We start from the raw sequence: 19,849 nt of genomic DNA, 5'->3' as shown, positions 1-19,849 counted from the left end.
AGAAACCAGGTTTAGAAATATGACACTTCCAAAAGAATTATTTAACAATCGCTACCAAATTAAAAAAGAATTAGGACGCAATACTGGGCGCCGTACCTTTTTAGCTCAAGATTTAGAAACTAAACAACTAGTAGTAATTAAACTACTGATATTCAACGATAATTTTCGTTGGGATGATTTAAAGTTATTTGAGCGCGAAGTCGAAACACTTAAATCTTTATCACATCCAGCAATTCCTAAATATATCGAATACTTTAGTGTTGATACACCTAGCATAAAAGGATTTGCATTTGTACAAAGTTATATAAATGCTCGACCTTTACAAGAATACTTAGACAGTGGTAGAACATTTAGCGAAAGCGAAGTTAAACAGTTAGCAAAATCTTTATTGTTAGTATTAGATTATCTTCACTCACACCAACCACCCGTTATTCATCGAGATATTAAACCAAGTAATATTTTATTAGTTAATCGCTCTGCCCATCATATAGGTGATGTTTACTTAGTTGATTTTGGCTCAGTGCAAACCGCAACTCCTCATAATGGAACCATGACTATAGTTGGCACTTACGGTTATATGGCGCCGGAGCAATTTGCTGGTAAAGTATCTTATGCCTCAGATTTATATAGTTTAGGAGCAACGCTAATTCATTTAGTAACAGGTGTCGAACCAATCGATTTACCTTCATCTAATTTACAAATTCAATTTGAAGAAGCTGTAAATATTAGTTCTACATTTAGAGACTGGCTCAAATTAATGACTCATCCTAGTCTCAACAAGCGATTTAACTCGGTACAATCTGCTTTAACAGCTTTAGAATCTGGTGAGTTAACCATCAAAAAGCCACCTTTGAGTAATATAAGTCTTAAAAAAACAGCAGATTGTATCAATATTTGTATCCCTTATGGCTCATTTCCATCTACAAAAAAATCTTATTGGCAAGTCATTAATAATATCAAAAAAGATTATCGGCAAGCTTGGTATGGAAAAATCTTTGATATGGTCAGTCTTCGTGGTTTTTGGACATGGTTAATTTGTGTTTTCCTTTGTTCAGTTATAGCAATAATATGTGTTGGATTTCCAATGATAGCATTCTTAATGGTATTACCAGAATCAATACGCTACCTAGTTCTATTTTTAGCTGCTACCTCTGTAATTATGTCCATAACAACTCCAAACTTCTCTTTTAATCTTAAAGATTTTTATAAAGCTACCATACCTGATGAGAAGATTCGATTCGACATAAAAAATTTAACATATGTAGACGCATTACATCTAAACATCAATCAGCAAGATATAACATTAGCATTTACTTATCCTAGTCAAGCTCAAACAACAGAAAACTATATCATTTTTAAGCAGCCTCGACAAAACATTTCTAAAATAACTTTTGAAAACAAGAGTTATAAAATAATTGTAACTGGAACCGATGAGAATGGTAAAAAGCAAACAGAACAAAAAGAAATACCACCTCGCTTATATATATGGGTAGATCAAAACAGATATGGACTAAATTATAAACTAAGTACACCAGAACTTTACTGGTTAGCAGAAGAACTTAGCTATTTTTTAGATATACCCATCACTTGGGAGTAAATAGTAGTCTCTACAAATGTAACAATGCTACTGTTCGTATTTTTCATACGCAGCAACAATGCGTTGTACTAAAGAATGACGCACAACATCTTTTTGCGTAAATTCACTGAATGCAATTCCTTCAACGCCTTTTAAAATACGTAATGCGACAGCTAGCCCAGATTGTTGGCTTGGTAACAAATCTGTCTGCGTCATGTCTCCTGTAATAACCATACGCGAACGGAAACCCAAGCGCGTTAACACCATTTTCATTTGCGCTGGTGTTGTATTTTGAGCCTCATCTACTATGACAAAAGCGTTATTTAAAGTTCGTCCTCGCATGTAAGCAAGCGGCGCCACTTCAATAATACCCCGTTCAATTAACCCAGGTACTTTCTCAGAATCAATAAATTCGTTAATTGCATCATAAAGTGGACGCAGGTAAGGATTGACTTTTTGCTGCAAATCCCCTGGTAAAAAACCAAGCTTTTCACCTGCTTCTACTGCTGGACGAGTTAAAATTATTTTCTCAAATTGATTGGCTAGTAATGCCTGTACTGCAACAACTACCGCCAAAAATGTTTTACCAGTACCCGCAGGCCCAGTACAAAATATTAAATCATCAGTACGCAACGCTTGAATATACTGCCGCTGACGAAACGTTTTAGCTCGAATTTCTTCACCACGACGAGTTTTTGCAACAGTATCGCGCTGTAATTCGTGCAAATCATTTTCACGGTGAGTATCTAGTGCTTGAATTGCAGCTTGTATATCTGTACTGTACACATTTTTACCATGACTCCATAACTCTTCTAAAGAGTGGACTATTTGTGAGGCACGGTCAACTTGATTTTGTGTACCAGAAATTAGTAGCTCTTGCCCACGCAGTGCAACACTTGCCCCTGTATGGCGCCCAATTAGTTTAAGATTTTCTTCGTAGTTACCCGCAAGTGCGAGTGCGCTTTCAATACTGGGCAGTTGAATTAGAGAGGCGCCTGCCATAATTAATTTTAAAAATAAATCATAAAAAATTGAAAGCAGAGACGCAATTAACGCCTCTACTTACTTCAAACTAATCAATCCTAGAAACCGGGTTTCTTGGTCGATAACTTGTAATAATCACGATGATTGTAAATAGAAACCGGGTTTCTTCTACAGAACAGATAGTAAAAGTGAAACGCAACGACTAGGAATATATCTTAGAAATATATCTAGTTAGGAAATGCGTCCACTTTTACGTGCGGCTTCCGCTTTGAGCATGGGAGCGCAAACTGGGTTTTTCATAACGTTCTCGGCGCCGGACTTCAGATAAAATTCCAGCTTTTTGGATTTTTTTCTTAAAACGTCTTAACGCGGAGTCAATTGTTTCATTTTCACCCAAACGGATTTCAGCCACTTTCTGCTTTCACCTCCTTGAAGTTAAACTTAATTGAATCAAACTTTAATCTAGATTGAATTAATTAACTATCACAGTTTTCTCGAAACTAAATTTAACTAAACCTGGCGAGAGCGAGGTTTAATGAAGGGGCGCTGCCCATTAGTGCCGCTGCTACTACTGCTGCTATTGGTGCTAATAGTACGTCTATCTCTTGTATCTCTTGAGCGAGGGGGTGCATATCGCTCTTCGTTGTCTTCATCAAAGGACATTTCGTCACGACTACCACCGCTACCAAAAATATCTAAGTAAACGGATTGTCCGGTTAATTGGGCAAAAGACATTAGACACGTGCGAATCGCTTGAATATTGCGTCCACCTCGTCCAAATACTTTTCCTTTGTCTGCACTTGAGAAGGCGACACGAATCCAAATTCGATTACGGTTACTAGACAGTTCGCAATCGATACTCAAAGACTCAGGAGATTCTAAAAACGGTTCTATGAGATACCTGACTAAATCAGTATAGTCAGGAGCGCTTGAATTAATTGCTACGTTATGACGCGGGTTTTGCACTGACCTTTTCCAAGACGTTAGCTTTCTCTAAAATGTAACGCACAGTATCTGTAGGTTGGGCGCCTTGCTGTAAGCGCCTACGAATTCCTTCTTCATCCAATTTTACTTCTTTGGTTCTGGGGTTGTAAAATCCCAATTCTTCTAATGGTCGTCCATCGCGACGGGACAAACTATTCATGGCGACAATACGGAAAGAAGCTTCCCTCTTTTTACCGAATCGCTTCAAGCGCAATTTAATCATAGCTGAGGTTTAGGTTTTGTCGTTTGCAGTTATTTGATACTGAAATGCTAATTTTAGCATTGGATATGGATTATTGGGTACCGAAATGCTAGAAACCAGGTTTCTTATTCTTTTCTTGTAATGAAAATAGCGATTTTGCTCCCGAAACCAGGTTTCTTCGGTTTCTTTAAAGCGTTCCAAAACCCTTTTTCTTTTTATCCTTTTTCTGTTTCTTTTTGCCAGCGGCGGCGCCACCATTATACCCACGCCATCCAGGTGCTGCTGGACGACCACCTGCTGCATATGGGTCTGGCATACCACCACCCATACCGCCAAACATTCCTCCAGGCATTCCAGGAAAGTTTCCTTGACCCATTTGCTGCATCATTGAGCGCATTCGTTGAAAATCACTGACTAATTTACTCACGTCAGGTTCTTTATACCCCGAACCACCCGCAACACGGCGCCGACGACTAGGAGAACTCGCAAGTAAATCTGGGTCGCGACGTTCTTTAGGGGTCATGGAATTTATCATCGCTTCGCAACGCTTCAACTGAACTTCACCCTGTTTAAGCTGGTCGTCGCTTATTTTGCCCATACCGGGAAGCATTTTCATAATTCCCCCCAGCGACCCCATATTCTTTAACAAACGTAACTGTTTGAGAAAGTCGGTAAAATCAAACTTCGCACTGAGAATTTTTTCTTGCATTTTCTCAGCGTCAGCGAGGTCAATTTCTTCCTGCGCTTTTTCCACCAGGGTTAAAACGTCACCCATTCCCAAAATTCGCGATGCCATCCGGTCAGGATAAAATGGCTGTAACGCTTCGACTTTTTCCCCTACACCAATAAACTTAATCGGTTGTCCAGAAATTCGCCGTACCGACAACGCCGCACCACCACGGCTATCACCATCCATCTTGGTTAAAATGGCGCCAGTTATTCCAATTTGTTCGTGGAAGGTACGAGTTAAAGAAGCAGCTTCTTGTCCCGTCATCGCGTCCACGACTAATAAAACTTCGTCGGGTTTGACGGTTTCTTTAATACTGGCAAGTTCCGCCATCATATCAGCGTCAATAAACAGGCGCCCAGCAGTATCTACAATTACAGTATCAATACCTTCAGCTTTAGCTCGCTCAACACCTTGACGGGCAATTTCTACGGGGTTGCCATCGCTACCCATATCAAATACGGGTACATCAATTTGCTTACCCAAAGTTATTAACTGGTCAATCGCGGCAGGACGATAAACGTCGGTCGCCACCATCATACAAGTACGATTGATTTTACGTAAATGCAACGCTAACTTTGCCGTAGCTGTGGTTTTACCAGTACCTTGTAACCCAGCCATTAACACTACTGTCGGAGCATTATACGCCTGTGCCAAAGGAACATTTTCTTCCCCCATGACCGCTAGCAGTTCGTCGTAAACAATCTTAATAAACTGCTGGTCGGGCTTAACACCAGAAATTACTTCGGCGCCTTGCGCTTTTGTTTCAACGTCGTTAATAAAGTCCTTGACAACCTGGAGGTTAACATCAGCTTCCAACAGCGCGCGGCGCACTTCCCGCAAAGCATCTTGAATATTCGATTGAGAGATTTTATCTTGACCTCGGAGTTTCTTCCAGGCTGATTCTAAACGGTCTGATAGTGCGTCAAACATACAAGGATTTTTACAAGTAGGCTATATATCCAGCTTAGTAGTTTTTGAGCCAGACTGTCATATCTCACAACGCTCAAACGCCCTCAATCATCGCAAACTACCAATATACTCTTAACTCTCGACAACAAAAAAATCATCAAATTTATACTGTAAGCGGTTGAGAATTAAAGTTTTTTAGGTAAAATTGGGATACTACCTTTTATAAATATTACACTCATCAATATCATTGACCCTAGCATGATAAACTCACCAACTTGGATTTCGTATGGTAACCAAGCAAACATTCCATTTAGGGTTAAAAAACCAATAAACATCAACATAGTGCAGCTTAACATTTGAGTATTAAATGGGTTCATGTTTTTTAACAACAAAATTAAAGGAATTAGATAAAAAAGGTTGTTATAAACATGTCTAGGTGCAGGTATTAAATAATCAACGATTAAAACATTTATTATGCTAATAAAAAAGAATAGGTCGATTTCTTTAATATTGGTTTTGTTATTACTGTTATTGCGATATTGATAAATTATAAAACTATATATTAATAAAATCGTGGCAATAATTATGACAAAATATTTGCTTTCTAGTTGTAAAGATAAGCTGTCTTTTAAGAAAAATTGCAGTGATGAATTAGAATTAGGTATTCCTCCATTAAAGTCTTGTAAATTATTCATTCCCTCAACAATTTTAGGAAAAATCTTTTTGACATCAACTCCATCTACTTTCAGAGATTCTATATTAAGTTTGCCATTAGTTGCCATTGCCGAAAAATAATTCTGCCAAGCTGGTAAACCTGTAAATAGTATAGATACTACTAAGCAAAAGAAAAAACTCAGCAGTGTAGCTGTTAACATTTTAACTTTTTTGAAAATTATCATTGGTAGCACCATGATAATAAGAGGAAATCGAAAGCAGGCAGCTAGACCAATGCAAAAGCCTCCTAAAGCGTTACCATATTTGATTTTTGAACTGAAAAATTGATAAGCTAAAGCTAATAAGAAAACGAGAATAATATAAAATTGCCCGACATCAACGTGTATTCTCCAGATTGAACTGCCACATATAAATATTAAAATGCTAATTAGTATTGATTTTGTTCGGAAATCGTGTAAATTATTTTTGATAAATATAAATACGGATGCTATTAAACAAAACCACTGTATTACAAACCAAATTATTCGTTGAGGAAAGTAAGGTAGATTTGCAAAAAGTGAGTGAAATAATAATACACTAGGATTAACAGTAGTCCTTGTAACAGGTATAGTTGGCCAATCTAACGGGTCAAGCAATCTTTGGTCATCACTTGGAGTCCACTTAAAATGATATGGGTCTAAACCTTTGGTTAAAAGTCTTGCTCCTACAACTCGATTTCTTAAGTCGATTCCCCCAAATTTGAATGTATTTCGTATATCTGTGACGAAACCAAGTAATGCAATTATCAGTGCAAAAACAAGTAATATGTTTACGAATTTGTTTAAATGTTTTTGGTTAATTTGCATATTTTTTCTGCGAAATTTAATTACATAATTGCTGCTTGTGTAAGTAGGGCATAGCCCCACCTACATGATTTATTTTGCCAAAGCTTGAACTTTTTGCTTTGATTCTTCTACTGTAAACTCTTCATGATAAGAGCGTTCGGTATTGACATTCCACAAATCATGGTTTTCTCCCAAAATATTTTTGACTGCCAACATACCTGTCAGCATTGAGTGGTCTTGATTATTGTATCGATGCATTCCATTTCTACCAACTGTTTGAAGATTTTCAAACCCTTCTAGATAAGTTTGGATAACTTTCAAATGCTTTTGGTATTCACCATCGTATACTGGATACGCTTTATACTGTCTAATCACAGTACCATCTTCAATTTTGTTTATATTACTAACTAAACCAAGGTTAACAACTTCACGACTAGCAAGTTCTATTAACTTAGAGTCAGACATTTCCCAAAGTTCATCTCCCTGACTGCAAAAGTATTCCATCCCTAAACAAGTATAAGAAGCATCGGGTACCATTGCCGGACTCCAATTCTTAAAGTTTTGAATCCTTCCTACTTTGAACTCGGGACTGTGGATGTAAATCCAGTTGTCAGGAAATAAATCTTTTTCATCAATGATTAATGACACAATTAAGAAGTCTCGATACTTTAGACCTCGCGCTGCTTCCAACACATGTTCAGGAGGTTGAGGATCCATCCGATGCAGTAGTGCGGTTACTGGCATTGTAGATATAAAGTTGGCGCCCGTAATTTGAATTGTTTTATCTGCTTGTAGTACTGTGATACTTTTAATGCGATTTCCCTCGCGTTCAACACGAGTTACTTGGGTTTCCATTAATACAGGAGAACCTTGACTTTCTACTTTTTCTTGAAATCGCTCCCACATCATTCCCGGCCCTAAAAGCGGGTAATCGAATTCTTTAATTAGGCTTTTAGCATTTTGGCTACCAAACAAAGCATTAATAACTGCTCTTTTGAGTGACATACCTTGAATACGCTGTGCTGCCCAGTCTGCACGAATTTGAGTACAAGGAATTCCCCAGACTTTTTCGGTGTAGGTTTTGAAAAAAGTCTCATACAGACGACTGCCAAAACGGTCTGTTACCCATTCTTCAAAGTTTTCTGCTTCCCAATTGGTTCGCATTCTTGCTTGTACCTTTGCTTTAAAATAACTTAATAAGATTAAAGCACTGTTGACAATACCGATGTTCTGAAGCGTATTAAATAGAGTCAGTGGGTAGTTAAAAAACTTACCTTTGTAGTAGATGCGTGACATACGTGGGACTTTGATGAATTCATCTCCCATCACTTCGTACCAAAGCTTTTCAACTTCAGTAACTTTAGTGAAGAAGCGATGACCACCAATGTCAAAACGATAACCTTTGTATGTCTCTGTACGAGATATTCCTCCAACTTTGTCGGATTGCTCTAAAACAATAGATTTTATGTTCTCCTTCATTAGTTGATAAGCAGCAGTAAGACCAGCTGGTCCAGCACCGATAATAACTACAGGATATTTTTGCATTGTTTAAATTCCTAGGTATATTGATTGAGATTATTTTGTTGGATGAAAACTTGAATTAATTAGAGCGAAGTCTTAGAAGCATTAACAATGTCGGGTTTAAAAAACTTATATTGCTGCCAAAAATAGCGAATTGTTCCGAGAACGATAGCTAAACCACCATATAAGTAATAAAACCAATGCCAAGGTATAACGCGCAGTGCAAACCAAAACCCACGTTTTTCATAAAAAAATCTATAGACAGGTAGATTTAAACCCAGAAGGAGTAAACTTAATGCCAAAGCTACTATCAAAAATTGAGGCAACCACAAACTTGCTATTAAAGCTAGAGTAAGAGTATAAACTGCAATAACGCTCAAACGACTTTTAATACCTAAATTTAAATCATTTTTCGCGCCATCACGCAATATTAATTCAACCCAAGGTAACGCGCGGTAGAAAAATTCTGCTTTCAACAAAGAAACTGGAGACCAGTGTTTTAAATGTTTCACTAGTATATCTTTACACAGGCGAATTTTATAGCCTGCTTTTTGCAACCGATAACCCAACTCTATATCTTCAATGCTTGGTCGGCGATAGCTTTCATCAAAACCACCAACAGCAAAGAACACGTCACGACGTATTGCACCACAGGCGCCCCAAAAAGTGAACGCTTCTTCGTTAGCCGTTTGATGTGTATAGTGGTGAAAAAGATTTTTGTACTGCGATAAAAAGTTGGGTTCCCCAGGTGTATCATCGTAAGAGCCAATAATTGCAGCTAGTTCTGGCTTGTCTATAAATATTTTTTCTACCCGCTCAATAATATCTGGGTAAACAGTCACATCAGCATCAATGAAAAATAAAATATCGCATGAAGCAGCTTGCGCTCCTAAATTACGCGCTTTTGCTGGCCCGTTACATGTTGTAAGTCTCAACACTTTGGCGCCGAATTGTTGGGCAACCAACCATGAATTATCAGTATCGCCATCAGCAACAACGATTATTTCGCATGGAGGTGGCATCATAGATGCTAAATTAGACAAGCAGCTTTTGAAGCTAGCCCCACCATTGAATACTGGAATAATCACTGATATTTCCAATTTCTTCGATGAAGTACTTAAAGACATATTTGAATTATGTATATTATCAGTCATAATAACCGTTATTAGTTTTTAGTTTCATGAGAATATTCTCATCAAAATATTTAGACCGCTGATAACTCTTAGCTTCAGTACTTATCAGTATGCGATAGATAATTATAATAACATAAATTGGTTAGTTTGCTAACATTAAGTTTTCGTATCTTTGCCAAAACTTTAAGTTTTGTTGTCTAAATCTTCAAGCTCTAATTATTTATGCCAAACTTTTACCAGAAGTAAAAAAATCACCCATAGCTATATAATTATTAAGCCGACATCTATCCTCTAAAAATTTTGACAACTTCTAAATCAACACTCATTTTTTATCCCTCTTTATCGAGATTATAGAAATATATATCTATCTAGAGACATATTTAAAAAATATTCTCTTCTTAGAAATATATACACACATTATAAACACATATTATAAACATATTTACAACTCTCTTTTCCTTGAAAAATAAATACACAACGGAAAAAAATTCTAAATTCAGCTGGGAATCGATGGGCTGTGGCTCCGTTCCCAGAAAAATCCGGCTGCATTTGCTATTTGTGATATAAAAATTAAGGCTGTTACTAACACCCCGATTTTGCTTGATAATCGTGAAATCGGATAAGTCAACAAATCTAGATAAAACGATAAAGGCTCTACCTTTATAGGCTGACTAATTCTGTTTGACCTGATTTTATGGAAGCAAAAAGCACCACGACCATAGTTAAAGTGCTGGCGCCATAATTTACGCAAAGTCAATTCATGAGTATGATAAACTTGTACTTCTGGTGCATAAATCATTTTGTACCCTTTATATAACCAACGGTCGCAAAATTCCCTGTCTTCCGCAGCAGCAAGAGGAAAGCTGGTATCAAAACCACCTAGTAAGCGAAAAGTTTCGGCTCTTAGTGCTATATTATTCGAGGCAAAAAAGTTGGGTTGTAGGGAATTAGTATTGTAGTATTCATACAAGTAATCTATCAGTGTTTGACTAGCAATAGAATATAGATTTTCTTTCAAAGCGTTAATAGTATGACCACCAATCATGACATCTGGCGCCGACCAAAAGCGAACTGCGAGTTTTGAAAGCCAATCAGATGCAGGGGCACAGTCATCGTCGGTAAAAACTAAATATTTACCTTGTGCTTTGGAGGCGCCTGTATTGCGTGCGCTAGCGGGTCCTGCATTAATTTGCCTAACGAACGTTAGGTTGAGTTTATCTTTTACTGCCGCAACCACAGGTTCTAGAGACATCTTGCTACCATCATCAACTACGACCACCTCAAAGTCAGCGCGCGGGTAATCAATTTGTGTTAACGAATCAAGACAATTTGATAGCCGTTCTGGACGGTTGTAAGTAGGGATGATGATTGAGAACAAATATTGTTGTGCCATGATTTAATGAATGAGGTTTGCGTTTTCTTAAAAACTGAGACGAAGCTAATTGTGTTTAAATTTTGAAATTAACTGTTTTAGTTTGATTAGTATTTCTGTCTTAACCTCCCTAGTACTTGGAAAAACAAGCCATATTGAAAAATAAGTAATTCCAAAAACTGTCAGCTTAATAAGTAAATTTAAAATGATATTCGTAGTATTAGGTAAAACGAATCTACTTGCAAATAACACAACTCCACCCGCAACGGAAGCCAATGCAGAGGGAGCAATAGCACTTAGAAAGTCATTTATAGAAAGAGGCGATGTTTTCAGGCAGTATGTAATACTGGGAAAAGCAAGCAAGCAAGTTGCTACTGCATACCCCATCGAAATACCATAAGCACCCCAAGTAGCACCAACTGCCAGCGCGAAAATCATTACAGGACTAGAAATAAGACTCCAATGAAACTGCCTTTGGGTTTGACCTTCCGACACGTAGAGCCACTTAGTAACCCTATCTGTACTGTTGAAAAACACAGCCACTGTTAATAGTTGGAAGATTGGAACTGCCTCTAACCATTGATTTCCTAACAGTAAAAGAATCACTTCACGAGCTTCTACAAAACAAAACGCTAGCGCTGGCATACATAAAGCAAAAATAGGCATTAACCCTCGACGGCAGTAAGCACGGTACAAGTCCGGGTCATGCTGCACACGGCTAAAACTCGATACAGCCACATCGAACAAAGGCATATAAACCAACTCGAATGAAAAATATGCCCACCGATAAGCGACATCGTAAAGACCTAAAGCTCTGGCGCCGCTAAAGTAACCAATTAAAATACGGTCTAGTCTCTTGCTAAGACGAGTAAAAACTCGGAAGGCAGTAAGATTTCCTCCATAAGCAAACATCGTCTTTTTGTTGGCATCTAAGGTGAGAAAATATGAAGAATAACGAGCAGGGCGCCAATCGCAAGCAAACCAACACGCAATACTTTGAATAAATTGTACGATAACAACCTGCAACACTAATGCCCAGTAATTAAAACCAAGCCAAGCTGCCAACAGCGCACAACCATTACCTATAAATAACGAAGCAACATCAATTGCTGTTAGCGTTCCAAAGCGCATTTGCCGCTTTAACAGGGATTTATGCAGAAATGTCAAACACTGGCTGAAAAACCCAACAGCTAGCACCAAAGTAACTTCTGTTAACCTTGCCTCTTTGTAGAACCAAGCTAGGAGAGGGGCTGTTAAAACCATTAGCCCAAACACTACAACATTAACTCCGAGGGACAGCCAAAAGATAGCGCTAAGTAAAGTATGTTCTAGCTTTTCTTTATGTACTGTTGCTGTCTCCATTCCCAAGTTGCTCAAACTATCTGCAAGCAACAACAGAGGAGATACCATCGCTAGCAAACCAAAATCAGCAGGTGTCAGCAAACGTGCCAACATAGCTGTTGACCCAATACCAATAGCCAGCTTTATCGGTTGGGCACCAAAAGTGATTAACCCAGACCGTAGCGACTTCTGTTTGAGGTCAGCGTTTGAGGCATCATTATCGACATACTGATGTTGATTAACTTTTGATTTCGGGTTTATGTCCATCCGAGTTGGTATTGGTATTTTGCTCGCAGTTCTTCGTAAATTGCTAAAAAGTTTTCAGTACGACGGTCTTCGCTAAAGTGAGTAACAGCTCTTTGATGTCCCGCTTGCCCCATTTGTTCTGCTAAATTTTGGTTCAGCAACAAACGTAACAACGCTGCCGTTAATGCGGACACATCATTCGGCGCCACTAAAAAGCCTGTTTTACCCTCACTTATTATTTCTGGCTGGGCGCCAACTGCACTGGCAATTACCGCAGTACCCCGCATCATTGCCTCGGTTGTGACATTTCCAAATGGTTCTTCCCAAAGTGATGGCACTACCTGTACCCAAGCTCCATCAAAATGCCGCTCCATTTCTTCTCGTCGTACATGACCTAACCATGTAATGTTTGCTAATATACCTAATTCCTCCGCAAGCATTTTTAAAGCAGCTAACTCTGAACCTTGACCTGCAATCACTAACCTAGCTTGAGGAACTTGTGCCACAACTGGTGCAAATGCTCTGAATAAAAAATCCACTCCTTTTTCTGGTACTAGGCGCCCTGCAAACGCAACCGTTGGTGGTGTAGAAAGAGGTGGACGCATCGCTCGTGCGGGTACACCGTTATGAACAACTTCAACAGGTGAAATTCCCTCGGCTTCTAGCTTCGCTTTCATCTTATAACTCAGAGCAACCACCACATCGAAAGCCGAACGCCAGCGCAGCCAAAGTTGGCGTTGTACCATCAGTACTACCCAGGATTGTGTTAAACAGCGGTTACGCAAACAAGCTATTCCCGCAGGGTCATTACAAGGACTGCCATCCGGTAAAACTTTAGTACCCAACGGACAAATAGCTTTATACACAGCAGTTTGGTATAAGCACGGAAATGGACGCAACAAAGGTAGAATTAGTGGCGAAAGCTGCCACATAAACATTCGCACGTGGACGACATCAGGTTGAAATTCTTCCAAGATGCGACGCAAGTTGAAATAAGCAGAAAAATTCGCAGCTTGGGAAAGTACTTGTAACGAATTAGTTATGCCGAAGCAACTGTAATCTGACAATATTTGGCTATTGGCAACTGGTAAACCGGAACTTGTAAACAAGCGAACATCGTGCCCGCGCTTGCGTAAATCTTGACGCAATGCCAGCATCTGTAATTCCGCTCCTCCAGTCGCCGTACCGTAATCGTGAATTAGGAGAATTTTCATTTAACTACGCCTTTAGCTATGCAGTACAGCTGTTTCTGCTAGTTCTCCTAATAATTTTGGTGAATCTGTACTGTGTGACTTTAGATGCTTTTTCGCATAGCTTGATGTTAGGTAACGATTCAGGAGTTTTTCTACTGGCGCTAGCAAACCGAACATCAATATTTTTTCGAGTAGTTGGTTCTTGATACCAAAAGTAAATTTACGGATAATTGGCGAAAGGATTGTATCTCTACGTCTCCATCCCAAAGATTTGTACTTGTGTTGGAAATATCCATCCTCAGCCAAGCCCCATTTTTCACGCAATCGACTCAAGCTAGCCAGTTCCCAAGCATCGCTCCAGCGCAACATGTAAAAATGTAAGTCTGTCCATTTGAGAGGCACCATCGGCACATAAGTAATGACACTTGCTGGCTCAAAGTACACTGTTTCTCCGGCTTGAATTACATTCATGCAGAAATCAAGATGTTCTTTAGAATTAAGTATTCTTTCATCGAACATGCCGAGCCGCTCAAATATTTGAGTGCGAACAAACATGCAGTGAAACTCGCACAATTCTGTTTGTGTCCTCTGCATCTTAGGAAGCAGATCCGCTACCTGATGCCCTTGTTTGTACATCTTTTCTCGCAATCGGCGCCTACCCGTTGCGTCAACAATTATATGTGTTTCGCCACCTGCACAGTGAACGACTTCATGTACTGGTTCCTCATGACACATCAGAGGTCCAATTACTGTGGCGCCTGTTTCTTCAGCACATTGCACTAATGCTTCTAGCCAATTTGGTGAAACAATAACATCGTTATCTAAAAAAACAACATATTTTGTACTAACCTTTGCCAAACCCATATTTCTGGCATGATTTGGTGAAAGATAGTAATCTGTCCGAACTAACTCAAAATTCTTTTCTTGTGCTTGCTCTTGCAAATATTGCTGTACCTTTGCTGGTGAGTTACCATCTACATAAATCAACTTAAAAGGGACTGTTGTGTATTCATAGATACTTTCAAGTGATTGACGAGTGTAGCTGAAACGCTCACGCGGCACTACAACAATCGTAACTTGTGGATTTGTCATAAGTATTAGTAAATATTGTATTCACACAGTGAAACTAGCTTAACTATCCAAGCAAAGCAAAATCACTGTTTACCATAACTGCAACTTACAAAGCAGATGGCGTAGCATTACTTAGCTTATACGAACGTCATACGAACAAAGCAAGGAGTTTTGACTAGCTAAATTGAAGCTATAATGCCTCAGTATAATATTAATATAATACCAATTATTTGTTCTTGAGAATATTCACAGTAACTTTACCAATTCTTCATCATTTTACATAACCGCTTTGTATCGACTACATTTTTTACTTATGAAATTACATAAGTTTTGACATTAATTTAAAATAGATTCCCCATTAGCCCCATTTTTAAAGGGGTTGGAGGGAATTAAAATTCATTCACGCTCGCAGTATGATAAAACTTTACTCATTCTATAGGCTAACTCGCGTCAGGTATAGTATAATCTTCCAGACATGACATGAAACTATCTGCCGGTCGCCAAGTATATGGGCATTGCCTACCATACTGCTTGGAAGCACTACAAAAATAATTTAATTCCCTACCCCACACGGCAACTTCCATCCGGAGCAGTAATTGTAGACTTCGATCCAAAAAACGAACCTGGTTATAAAAAATACACCAAGGCTGCAATTTATGCGCGCGTGTCCAGTGCTGAAAATAGAAAAAATCTTGAATCCCAAGCTGAGAGATTGTGTAGGTATTCGGAAGCAAAAGGGTATTAAATAGTTCATATTGTTAAAGAAGTCGGCAGCGGTCTAAATGATAATCGTAAAAAACTAGAAAAACTTCTAAAATGGGATGACTTCGATGTTCTAGTTGTTGAACATAAAGACAGATTATCTCGTTTCGGCACTAATTACATGGATTTACTTTTGTCTCGACTTGGCATCAGGCTGGAGATAGTAAACATGGCAGAAAATGGACGCTTGGAGTTAATGACAGATTTAGTTGCAATTATTACATCTTTCAGCGCACGGTTATATGGACAACGCAGAATCTTACACATCTAAGGCAAGTTTTATAGATAATGATTTTATTCCCGTACATGGTAACAAACCCGTAGATTGGATTCCATCAGGTAAACGGGTAAAAAGAGGATTATATATTTCCCAGAATGGTATTGCTATAAATGCGGATATCAACGGCAGTTATAATATCCTTAAAAAAGCATTCCCCAAAGCCTTTGGGATAGGGGATAGAGAGGTGTTAGTTACCCCCAGGAAGGTAAATTTAGAAGGTTATGCGCCCACAATGGTGATTCCCTTTTAGATTAGGATTCAATTCCAATCCTTCTACAAGGTTTTGTGAAGAAGTAGAAGTTATCTATTATAGAAAACTACGTCTGCCTATATTAGACTATACAAAATCGAACTATTGTCCCTAATTCTTGCACTCAGGAATCTTAAAAATAGGCTTTGAGTAGTTAATATGTTTCAAGTAAAAAAGTATTCCTCCTAAAGATAGATTAAGTTATAAAAATATTAAATTGTTTTTGAAAAAAATCGCGCGTATCTGTAATATCTAAGATGAGCATTCCCTTAATGCTCATTTCGGTGCCACTGGGGCTACGAGTTGTTCAATTTCAGTGGAACTGGTCGGCAATGCTTTTGTTAAAACTTCGGCGCCTGTATCTGTAACTAATACATCATCTTCGATGCGGATTCCTCGGACATCAGCAAATTGTTCCAAACGCTCCCAGTTAATTAAATACTGGTATTGTTCGCGCGCGGAATTTAAAATTGCTGGCACCTGATAAAATCCTGGTTCGATGGTTACTAACATTCCCGGACGTAGGGGACGACTTAACCTGAGATACCCCAAACCGAACCGTGCGCTTCTTTCTCTCCCTTCTTCATATCCCGCTAAATCTCCTAAATCTTCCATATCATGCACGTCTAACCCTAGTAAATGACCTATACCATGAGGAAAAAACACCGCATGAACATCTTTTTCGACTAAATCATCAGGTTTACCCTGTAAAATTCCCAAATCTACCAACCCTTCGGCAATTGTTTTACAAGCTAAAAGGTGAATATCAGCATATTCTACACCTGGGCGTATAGCAGCAATACAAGCATCGTGCGCCGCTAGCACTACATTATATATATCGAGTTGGGTAGAAGAAAATTTTCCAGACACAGGAAAAGTACGAGTAATATCAGCTGCCCACCCGTTTCGAGTTTCGGCGCCAACGTCAGCTAACAGTAAATCACCTGGTTGAATGGTATTATGATATTCTTCGTTATGTAAAACTTCACCATGAACAGTCACTATACTGTTGTAAGAAGTTTGGCAATTATGGGCAATAATCACCGATTCCATTGCCGCTCGAACTTCGGCTTCGGTTTTAGCCCTTTTTACTGCTGCCATTCCAGCTTCATGTGCCTTTACACTAACAGCAGCAGCAGAACGTAATTCAGTTAAGGCGCCTTCATCATGAGTCAAGCGCAATTTAATAACAGCTTTAGCTAATTCTAAATCAATACCTTGCGGTGGTAATTGCGGCAAAACCATCCGGTCGAATATTTGTGTTTGACTAGTCCATGTTGCAGCATCTTGCACGGCAATAGTAGCTGCACCTTCAACTCGATAAGCTAATTCTGCCATTGGGTATGCAGCATCCGCACCAATTTTATTTGCAATTTCATCACGTGATGGTGTAACACCATGCCAAAGTGCGCTGCTTGGTTTGGGGTCATCAATAAAAAGTTCCAGCTTACCTGCTTCCAAACGAATTGCTGCATTCGCTAAAGGCAACCCAGCAAAGTATAGAAAATGACTACTTGCACGGAAAGGAAAGACATTGGCAGGAAAATTGCGAGGACTGCTGTTTCCTGCCCAAAGTATTGCTGGAAAATTGATTAAGTCGGCAAGACGCTGGCGCCGACCACGCAGGGTATCAATTAAAGATAAAGTCATAAAAGACTGATATAAACGATTAGATTTATGTTGGGTTATGCAGAGCCTCTACCCAGTGTGAGTAAGGTGGGCAGTCCCCACCCTACATTGTAGGTGTGAAAATTATTTATGAGCATGAATATAATCGACGAAGTAAAATTTAGGTTCTAACCATAATTTTAGTCCTGCGTAAGCTCCTAAACCCAAAAGTGCCAAAATTATCAGAGAAATACCTAATGTCTGTCGAAGAGCATCGGGAAGGACTGCAACAATTGATACTGAAATTGCAAAGTAGGCTAAAAGAAAAATTTGTAAACATTAGATATTTTTCAAGGCGCCTCTACAGCTACTACAATTTTGAGTATGTTGCGTATAACGATTCAGAATTTCTTGCCGATTAATATTAATACTCGTATTTTCCAATGGTTTGATTCCGACTTGTTCCCAAGGTAATTTGCCTTGGCAATACTTATCAAACCAATTACGAAATTCTATAACTAAGCGGTCTGCACTGGTTGGCATTTTGTAGGCATTTTTCCAACTTTCAAAATTCTGCTTTAGTAGATACTCTTGAGTTTGTAAAAGCACCATATCACCATCTAGAATTTGGTTGCGCTCCATAATATGTTTCCACCAGCGAGGTGTAATTTTGTGCAGTGTTGGGGCAAAATTACGGGCAAATAAAGCGACAATGCGCGACTTACCGGGACTGACTGGAATACAATAAGTAATTAAACCTAATTGTTTGCCTTCACCAAACGGAATTGCATATTCTAACCGACAAGGCGCCTCAAATGTAATTGTAGTCTTAAAACCTCTTTCAACAGTCGCCTCAATTAAATCAGGGGTACTAGTAGAAATTTTGATTGGAACAGGAAAAGCTTTGTTGCGGTTTCCCTGTACACCGTGATGGGCAAAAGGAACATGACTAGGGTCTGCGACGTTTTCGATTAAAGTTTGCCAATCATATTCCAAATCGCGTACCATAGAACTCCAAAAGAAGCCCTTGCTCGTGTCAGCATAAGGCGATAATGGTAATGGAGTATTATCTGCCAACTCTCTAGAATTTGTATCAAGCCATACCCAAAGTAAATCGTTTGCTTGACGAACTGGTAAAGAAGTTACGCTAAAATGGTCTTTATTTTTACTAACTATATCAGTATTTTATGCTTGAGGAATATTAGTGCAAATGCCATGCTCATCAAATTGCCAACCGTGGTAACTGCACATCAAGTTACCCGTTTTATCATCAATTCTACCTTCACTCAAAGGCGCCAGACGGTGAGGGCATTGGTCTAAAAACACCTGGTATGTATCAGATGATTTAGGTTTCCAAATTACAAGTCGAATACCTAGAATAGTAACAGGAGTAGGGCATTTAGAGTCTAAGTCTTCGACTGGAGTTAATGGATACCAGTGCTGAAAAAAGTTAAATTCTGATGACATTGCTTGCACCGACTCTTTAATTATGAATATTAGAAACAGTTATAAAAGTTAACACATTATTAATATACTATTCAAATTATCCAATCAAATTGTTTATATTTATCCAAATCATCAAAACTATAAAATTGCATTCTGCTATTTACTTGCCACAATAGTAAAAAGAGTGTTTATTTGAGCTTTATAAAATGACTGTGCAAAAACAAACCAGGATGAGCCGTATCTCGTCCTGCAATTGGTCAGTTGAAGAATTACCAGGGTTAAGCGAACAAGATAAATTACAACTACAAAACTGTGGAATACACAGTACTAAAGAACTTGTCAAGGAAGGTAAAACCTTGCAAACGAGGACAGAGCTAGCAAGCAAACTACAAATGCATTTAACTTATATAAACAAGTGGATAGCTTTAGCTGACTTAGCACGTGTACCAAGCATTGGAACACAATACTGCGGGTTACTGCTTCATGCAGGTGTTGCTTCGGTAGTACAGTTAGCACAAATACCCACACACCGTCTTCATAAACAAATTGTGCGGTTACAGGTGGCTACCATGCAACGAAGTGATTTATGTCCTGCTGTTGATATAGTCCAACAATGGATTCAAGAAGCAAAAGTAGTGCTGAGTGAAAAGTGCTGAGTGCTGAGTAGTAAATAATTTCATAACTTTTCACTCCTAACTCCGTTCCTCCTAACTCCGTTCCTCAGCACTCAGCACTCAACACT

17 protein-coding genes and 2 pseudogenes are annotated in these 19,849 nt (G+C 38.8%); 5 read left to right on the top strand and 14 right to left on the bottom strand.

Features of this window, described 5'->3' with window-relative positions:
* The first annotated feature begins 19 nt into the window (after positions 1-19).
* Positions 20-1,597, top strand: a complete 1,578-nt coding sequence (locus DSM106972_RS01725; RefSeq protein WP_127078229.1) for a serine/threonine protein kinase — start codon at positions 20-22, stop codon at positions 1,595-1,597.
* 27 nt (positions 1,598-1,624) lie between these two features.
* Here the strand turns inward: DSM106972_RS01725 and DSM106972_RS01720 are convergent, their stop codons facing one another.
* The 12 genes and pseudogenes from DSM106972_RS01720 to DSM106972_RS01665 form a co-directional block, all read right to left on the bottom strand.
* Entirely contained in the window at positions 1,625-2,578 is a 954-nt protein-coding gene (locus tag DSM106972_RS01720) for a PhoH family protein (RefSeq protein WP_127078227.1), read from the bottom strand.
* 213 nt (positions 2,579-2,791) lie between these two features.
* Positions 2,792-2,972: pseudogene (rpsU, locus tag DSM106972_RS01715) on the bottom strand (30S ribosomal protein S21).
* A gap of 98 nt (positions 2,973-3,070) precedes the next feature.
* Complete coding sequence (locus tag DSM106972_RS01710) at positions 3,071-3,526, bottom strand: KH domain-containing protein (protein ID WP_073616803.1); 456 nt, start codon at positions 3,524-3,526, stop codon at positions 3,071-3,073.
* The gene (gene rpsP / locus DSM106972_RS01705) at positions 3,507-3,767 is read right to left on the bottom strand and encodes a 30S ribosomal protein S16 (RefSeq protein WP_127078223.1); all 261 of its coding nucleotides are present in this window, start codon (positions 3,765-3,767) and stop codon (positions 3,507-3,509) included. The genes DSM106972_RS01710 and rpsP overlap by 20 nt, the downstream gene beginning before the upstream one ends.
* 166 nt (positions 3,768-3,933) lie before the next feature.
* Positions 3,934-5,406 (bottom strand): signal recognition particle protein, encoded by a 1,473-nt coding sequence (gene ffh / locus DSM106972_RS01700; protein WP_127078221.1) that lies wholly within the window; start codon positions 5,404-5,406, stop codon positions 3,934-3,936.
* A gap of 164 nt (positions 5,407-5,570) precedes the next feature.
* Positions 5,571-6,905: a glycosyltransferase 87 family protein gene (locus tag DSM106972_RS01695; RefSeq protein ID WP_127078219.1), complete on the bottom strand. Its 1,335-nt coding sequence runs from the start codon at positions 6,903-6,905 to the stop codon at positions 5,571-5,573.
* Positions 6,906-6,974: 69 nt separating this feature from the next.
* Entirely contained in the window at positions 6,975-8,429 is a 1,455-nt protein-coding gene (locus DSM106972_RS01690) for an NAD(P)/FAD-dependent oxidoreductase (protein WP_127078217.1), read from the bottom strand.
* 59 nt (positions 8,430-8,488) lie between these two features.
* Positions 8,489-9,559, bottom strand: a complete 1,071-nt coding sequence (locus DSM106972_RS01685; RefSeq protein ID WP_127078215.1) for a glycosyltransferase family 2 protein — start codon at positions 9,557-9,559, stop codon at positions 8,489-8,491.
* A 475-nt stretch (positions 9,560-10,034) separates the two neighbouring features.
* Positions 10,035-10,931, bottom strand: coding sequence for a glycosyltransferase family 2 protein (locus DSM106972_RS01680; RefSeq protein WP_127078213.1), 897 nt, complete (start codon positions 10,929-10,931; stop codon positions 10,035-10,037).
* 45 nt (positions 10,932-10,976) lie between these two features.
* Positions 10,977-12,518 (bottom strand): lipopolysaccharide biosynthesis protein, encoded by a 1,542-nt coding sequence (locus DSM106972_RS01675; RefSeq protein ID WP_127078211.1) that lies wholly within the window; start codon positions 12,516-12,518, stop codon positions 10,977-10,979.
* A complete protein-coding gene (locus DSM106972_RS01670) occupies positions 12,509-13,711 on the bottom strand; it encodes a glycosyltransferase family 4 protein (protein WP_127078209.1) in 1,203 nt (400 codons plus the stop codon). Before DSM106972_RS01670 ends, DSM106972_RS01675 begins: the two co-directional genes overlap by 10 nt.
* Before the next feature lie 12 nt (positions 13,712-13,723).
* A complete protein-coding gene (locus tag DSM106972_RS01665) occupies positions 13,724-14,782 on the bottom strand; it encodes a glycosyltransferase family 2 protein (RefSeq protein WP_127078207.1) in 1,059 nt (352 codons plus the stop codon).
* A gap of 487 nt (positions 14,783-15,269) precedes the next feature.
* Here DSM106972_RS01665 and DSM106972_RS52420 point away from each other — a divergent pair, with 487 nt between their 5' ends.
* From DSM106972_RS52420 to DSM106972_RS55295, 3 genes are read left to right on the top strand one after another with little or no spacing between them, the layout of a single operon-like run.
* The gene (locus DSM106972_RS52420) at positions 15,270-15,506 is read left to right on the top strand and encodes a recombinase family protein (protein ID WP_201800661.1); all 237 of its coding nucleotides are present in this window, start codon (positions 15,270-15,272) and stop codon (positions 15,504-15,506) included.
* Entirely contained in the window at positions 15,507-15,794 is a 288-nt protein-coding gene (locus tag DSM106972_RS52415; RefSeq protein WP_201800671.1) for a recombinase family protein, read from the top strand. It abuts the gene before it with no gap.
* On the top strand, positions 15,766-16,053 hold the full coding sequence (locus DSM106972_RS55295) for a hypothetical protein (protein ID WP_127078205.1): 288 nt from the start codon (positions 15,766-15,768) through the stop codon (positions 16,051-16,053). The genes DSM106972_RS52415 and DSM106972_RS55295 overlap by 29 nt, the downstream gene beginning before the upstream one ends.
* 276 nt (positions 16,054-16,329) lie before the next feature.
* Here the strand turns inward: DSM106972_RS55295 and DSM106972_RS01650 are convergent, their stop codons facing one another.
* Both DSM106972_RS01650 and DSM106972_RS01645 read right to left on the bottom strand, forming a co-directional pair.
* A complete protein-coding gene (locus DSM106972_RS01650) occupies positions 16,330-17,703 on the bottom strand; it encodes an aminopeptidase P family protein (RefSeq protein ID WP_127078203.1) in 1,374 nt (457 codons plus the stop codon).
* 102 nt (positions 17,704-17,805) lie between these two features.
* Positions 17,806-19,128: pseudogene (locus DSM106972_RS01645) on the bottom strand (aromatic ring-hydroxylating dioxygenase subunit alpha).
* Positions 19,129-19,313: 185 nt separating this feature from the next.
* Between DSM106972_RS01645 and DSM106972_RS01640 the strand changes: the two are divergent.
* On the top strand, positions 19,314-19,763 hold the full coding sequence (locus tag DSM106972_RS01640; RefSeq protein WP_127078201.1) for a DUF4332 domain-containing protein: 450 nt from the start codon (positions 19,314-19,316) through the stop codon (positions 19,761-19,763).
* Positions 19,764-19,849: the final 86 nt, after the last annotated feature.

Origin of the sequence: Dulcicalothrix desertica PCC 7102 (assembly GCF_003991905.1) — a bacterium.
In the GTDB taxonomy this organism is placed as follows: domain Bacteria; phylum Cyanobacteriota; class Cyanobacteriia; order Cyanobacteriales; family Nostocaceae; genus Dulcicalothrix; species Dulcicalothrix desertica.
The sequence above is the reverse complement of the archived record's forward strand: the minus strand, read 5'-3'. Positions and strand labels throughout refer to the sequence as shown.

Coding starts and splice junctions, on each gene's coding strand:
- DSM106972_RS01670 (WP_127078209.1), bottom strand. CDS start 13,711: ATGAAAATTCTCCTAATTCACGATTACGGTACGGCGACTGGAGGAGCG.
- DSM106972_RS01690 (WP_127078217.1), bottom strand. CDS start 8,429: ATGCAAAAATATCCTGTAGTTATTATCGGTGCTGGACCAGCTGGTCTT.
- ffh (WP_127078221.1), bottom strand. CDS start 5,406: ATGTTTGACGCACTATCAGACCGTTTAGAATCAGCCTGGAAGAAACTC.
- DSM106972_RS55295 (WP_127078205.1), top strand. CDS start 15,766: ATGGACAACGCAGAATCTTACACATCTAAGGCAAGTTTTATAGATAAT.
- DSM106972_RS01675 (WP_127078211.1), bottom strand. CDS start 12,518: ATGGACATAAACCCGAAATCAAAAGTTAATCAACATCAGTATGTCGAT.
- DSM106972_RS01685 (WP_127078215.1), bottom strand. CDS start 9,559: ATGACTGATAATATACATAATTCAAATATGTCTTTAAGTACTTCATCG.
- DSM106972_RS01640 (WP_127078201.1), top strand. CDS start 19,314: ATGACTGTGCAAAAACAAACCAGGATGAGCCGTATCTCGTCCTGCAAT.
- DSM106972_RS01720 (WP_127078227.1), bottom strand. CDS start 2,578: ATGGCAGGCGCCTCTCTAATTCAACTGCCCAGTATTGAAAGCGCACTC.
- rpsP (WP_127078223.1), bottom strand. CDS start 3,767: ATGATTAAATTGCGCTTGAAGCGATTCGGTAAAAAGAGGGAAGCTTCT.
- DSM106972_RS01725 (WP_127078229.1), top strand. CDS start 20: ATGACACTTCCAAAAGAATTATTTAACAATCGCTACCAAATTAAAAAA.
- DSM106972_RS52420 (WP_201800661.1), top strand. CDS start 15,270: ATGGGCATTGCCTACCATACTGCTTGGAAGCACTACAAAAATAATTTA.
- DSM106972_RS01695 (WP_127078219.1), bottom strand. CDS start 6,905: ATGCAAATTAACCAAAAACATTTAAACAAATTCGTAAACATATTACTT.
- DSM106972_RS01650 (WP_127078203.1), bottom strand. CDS start 17,703: ATGACTTTATCTTTAATTGATACCCTGCGTGGTCGGCGCCAGCGTCTT.
- DSM106972_RS01680 (WP_127078213.1), bottom strand. CDS start 10,931: ATGGCACAACAATATTTGTTCTCAATCATCATCCCTACTTACAACCGT.
- DSM106972_RS01665 (WP_127078207.1), bottom strand. CDS start 14,782: ATGACAAATCCACAAGTTACGATTGTTGTAGTGCCGCGTGAGCGTTTC.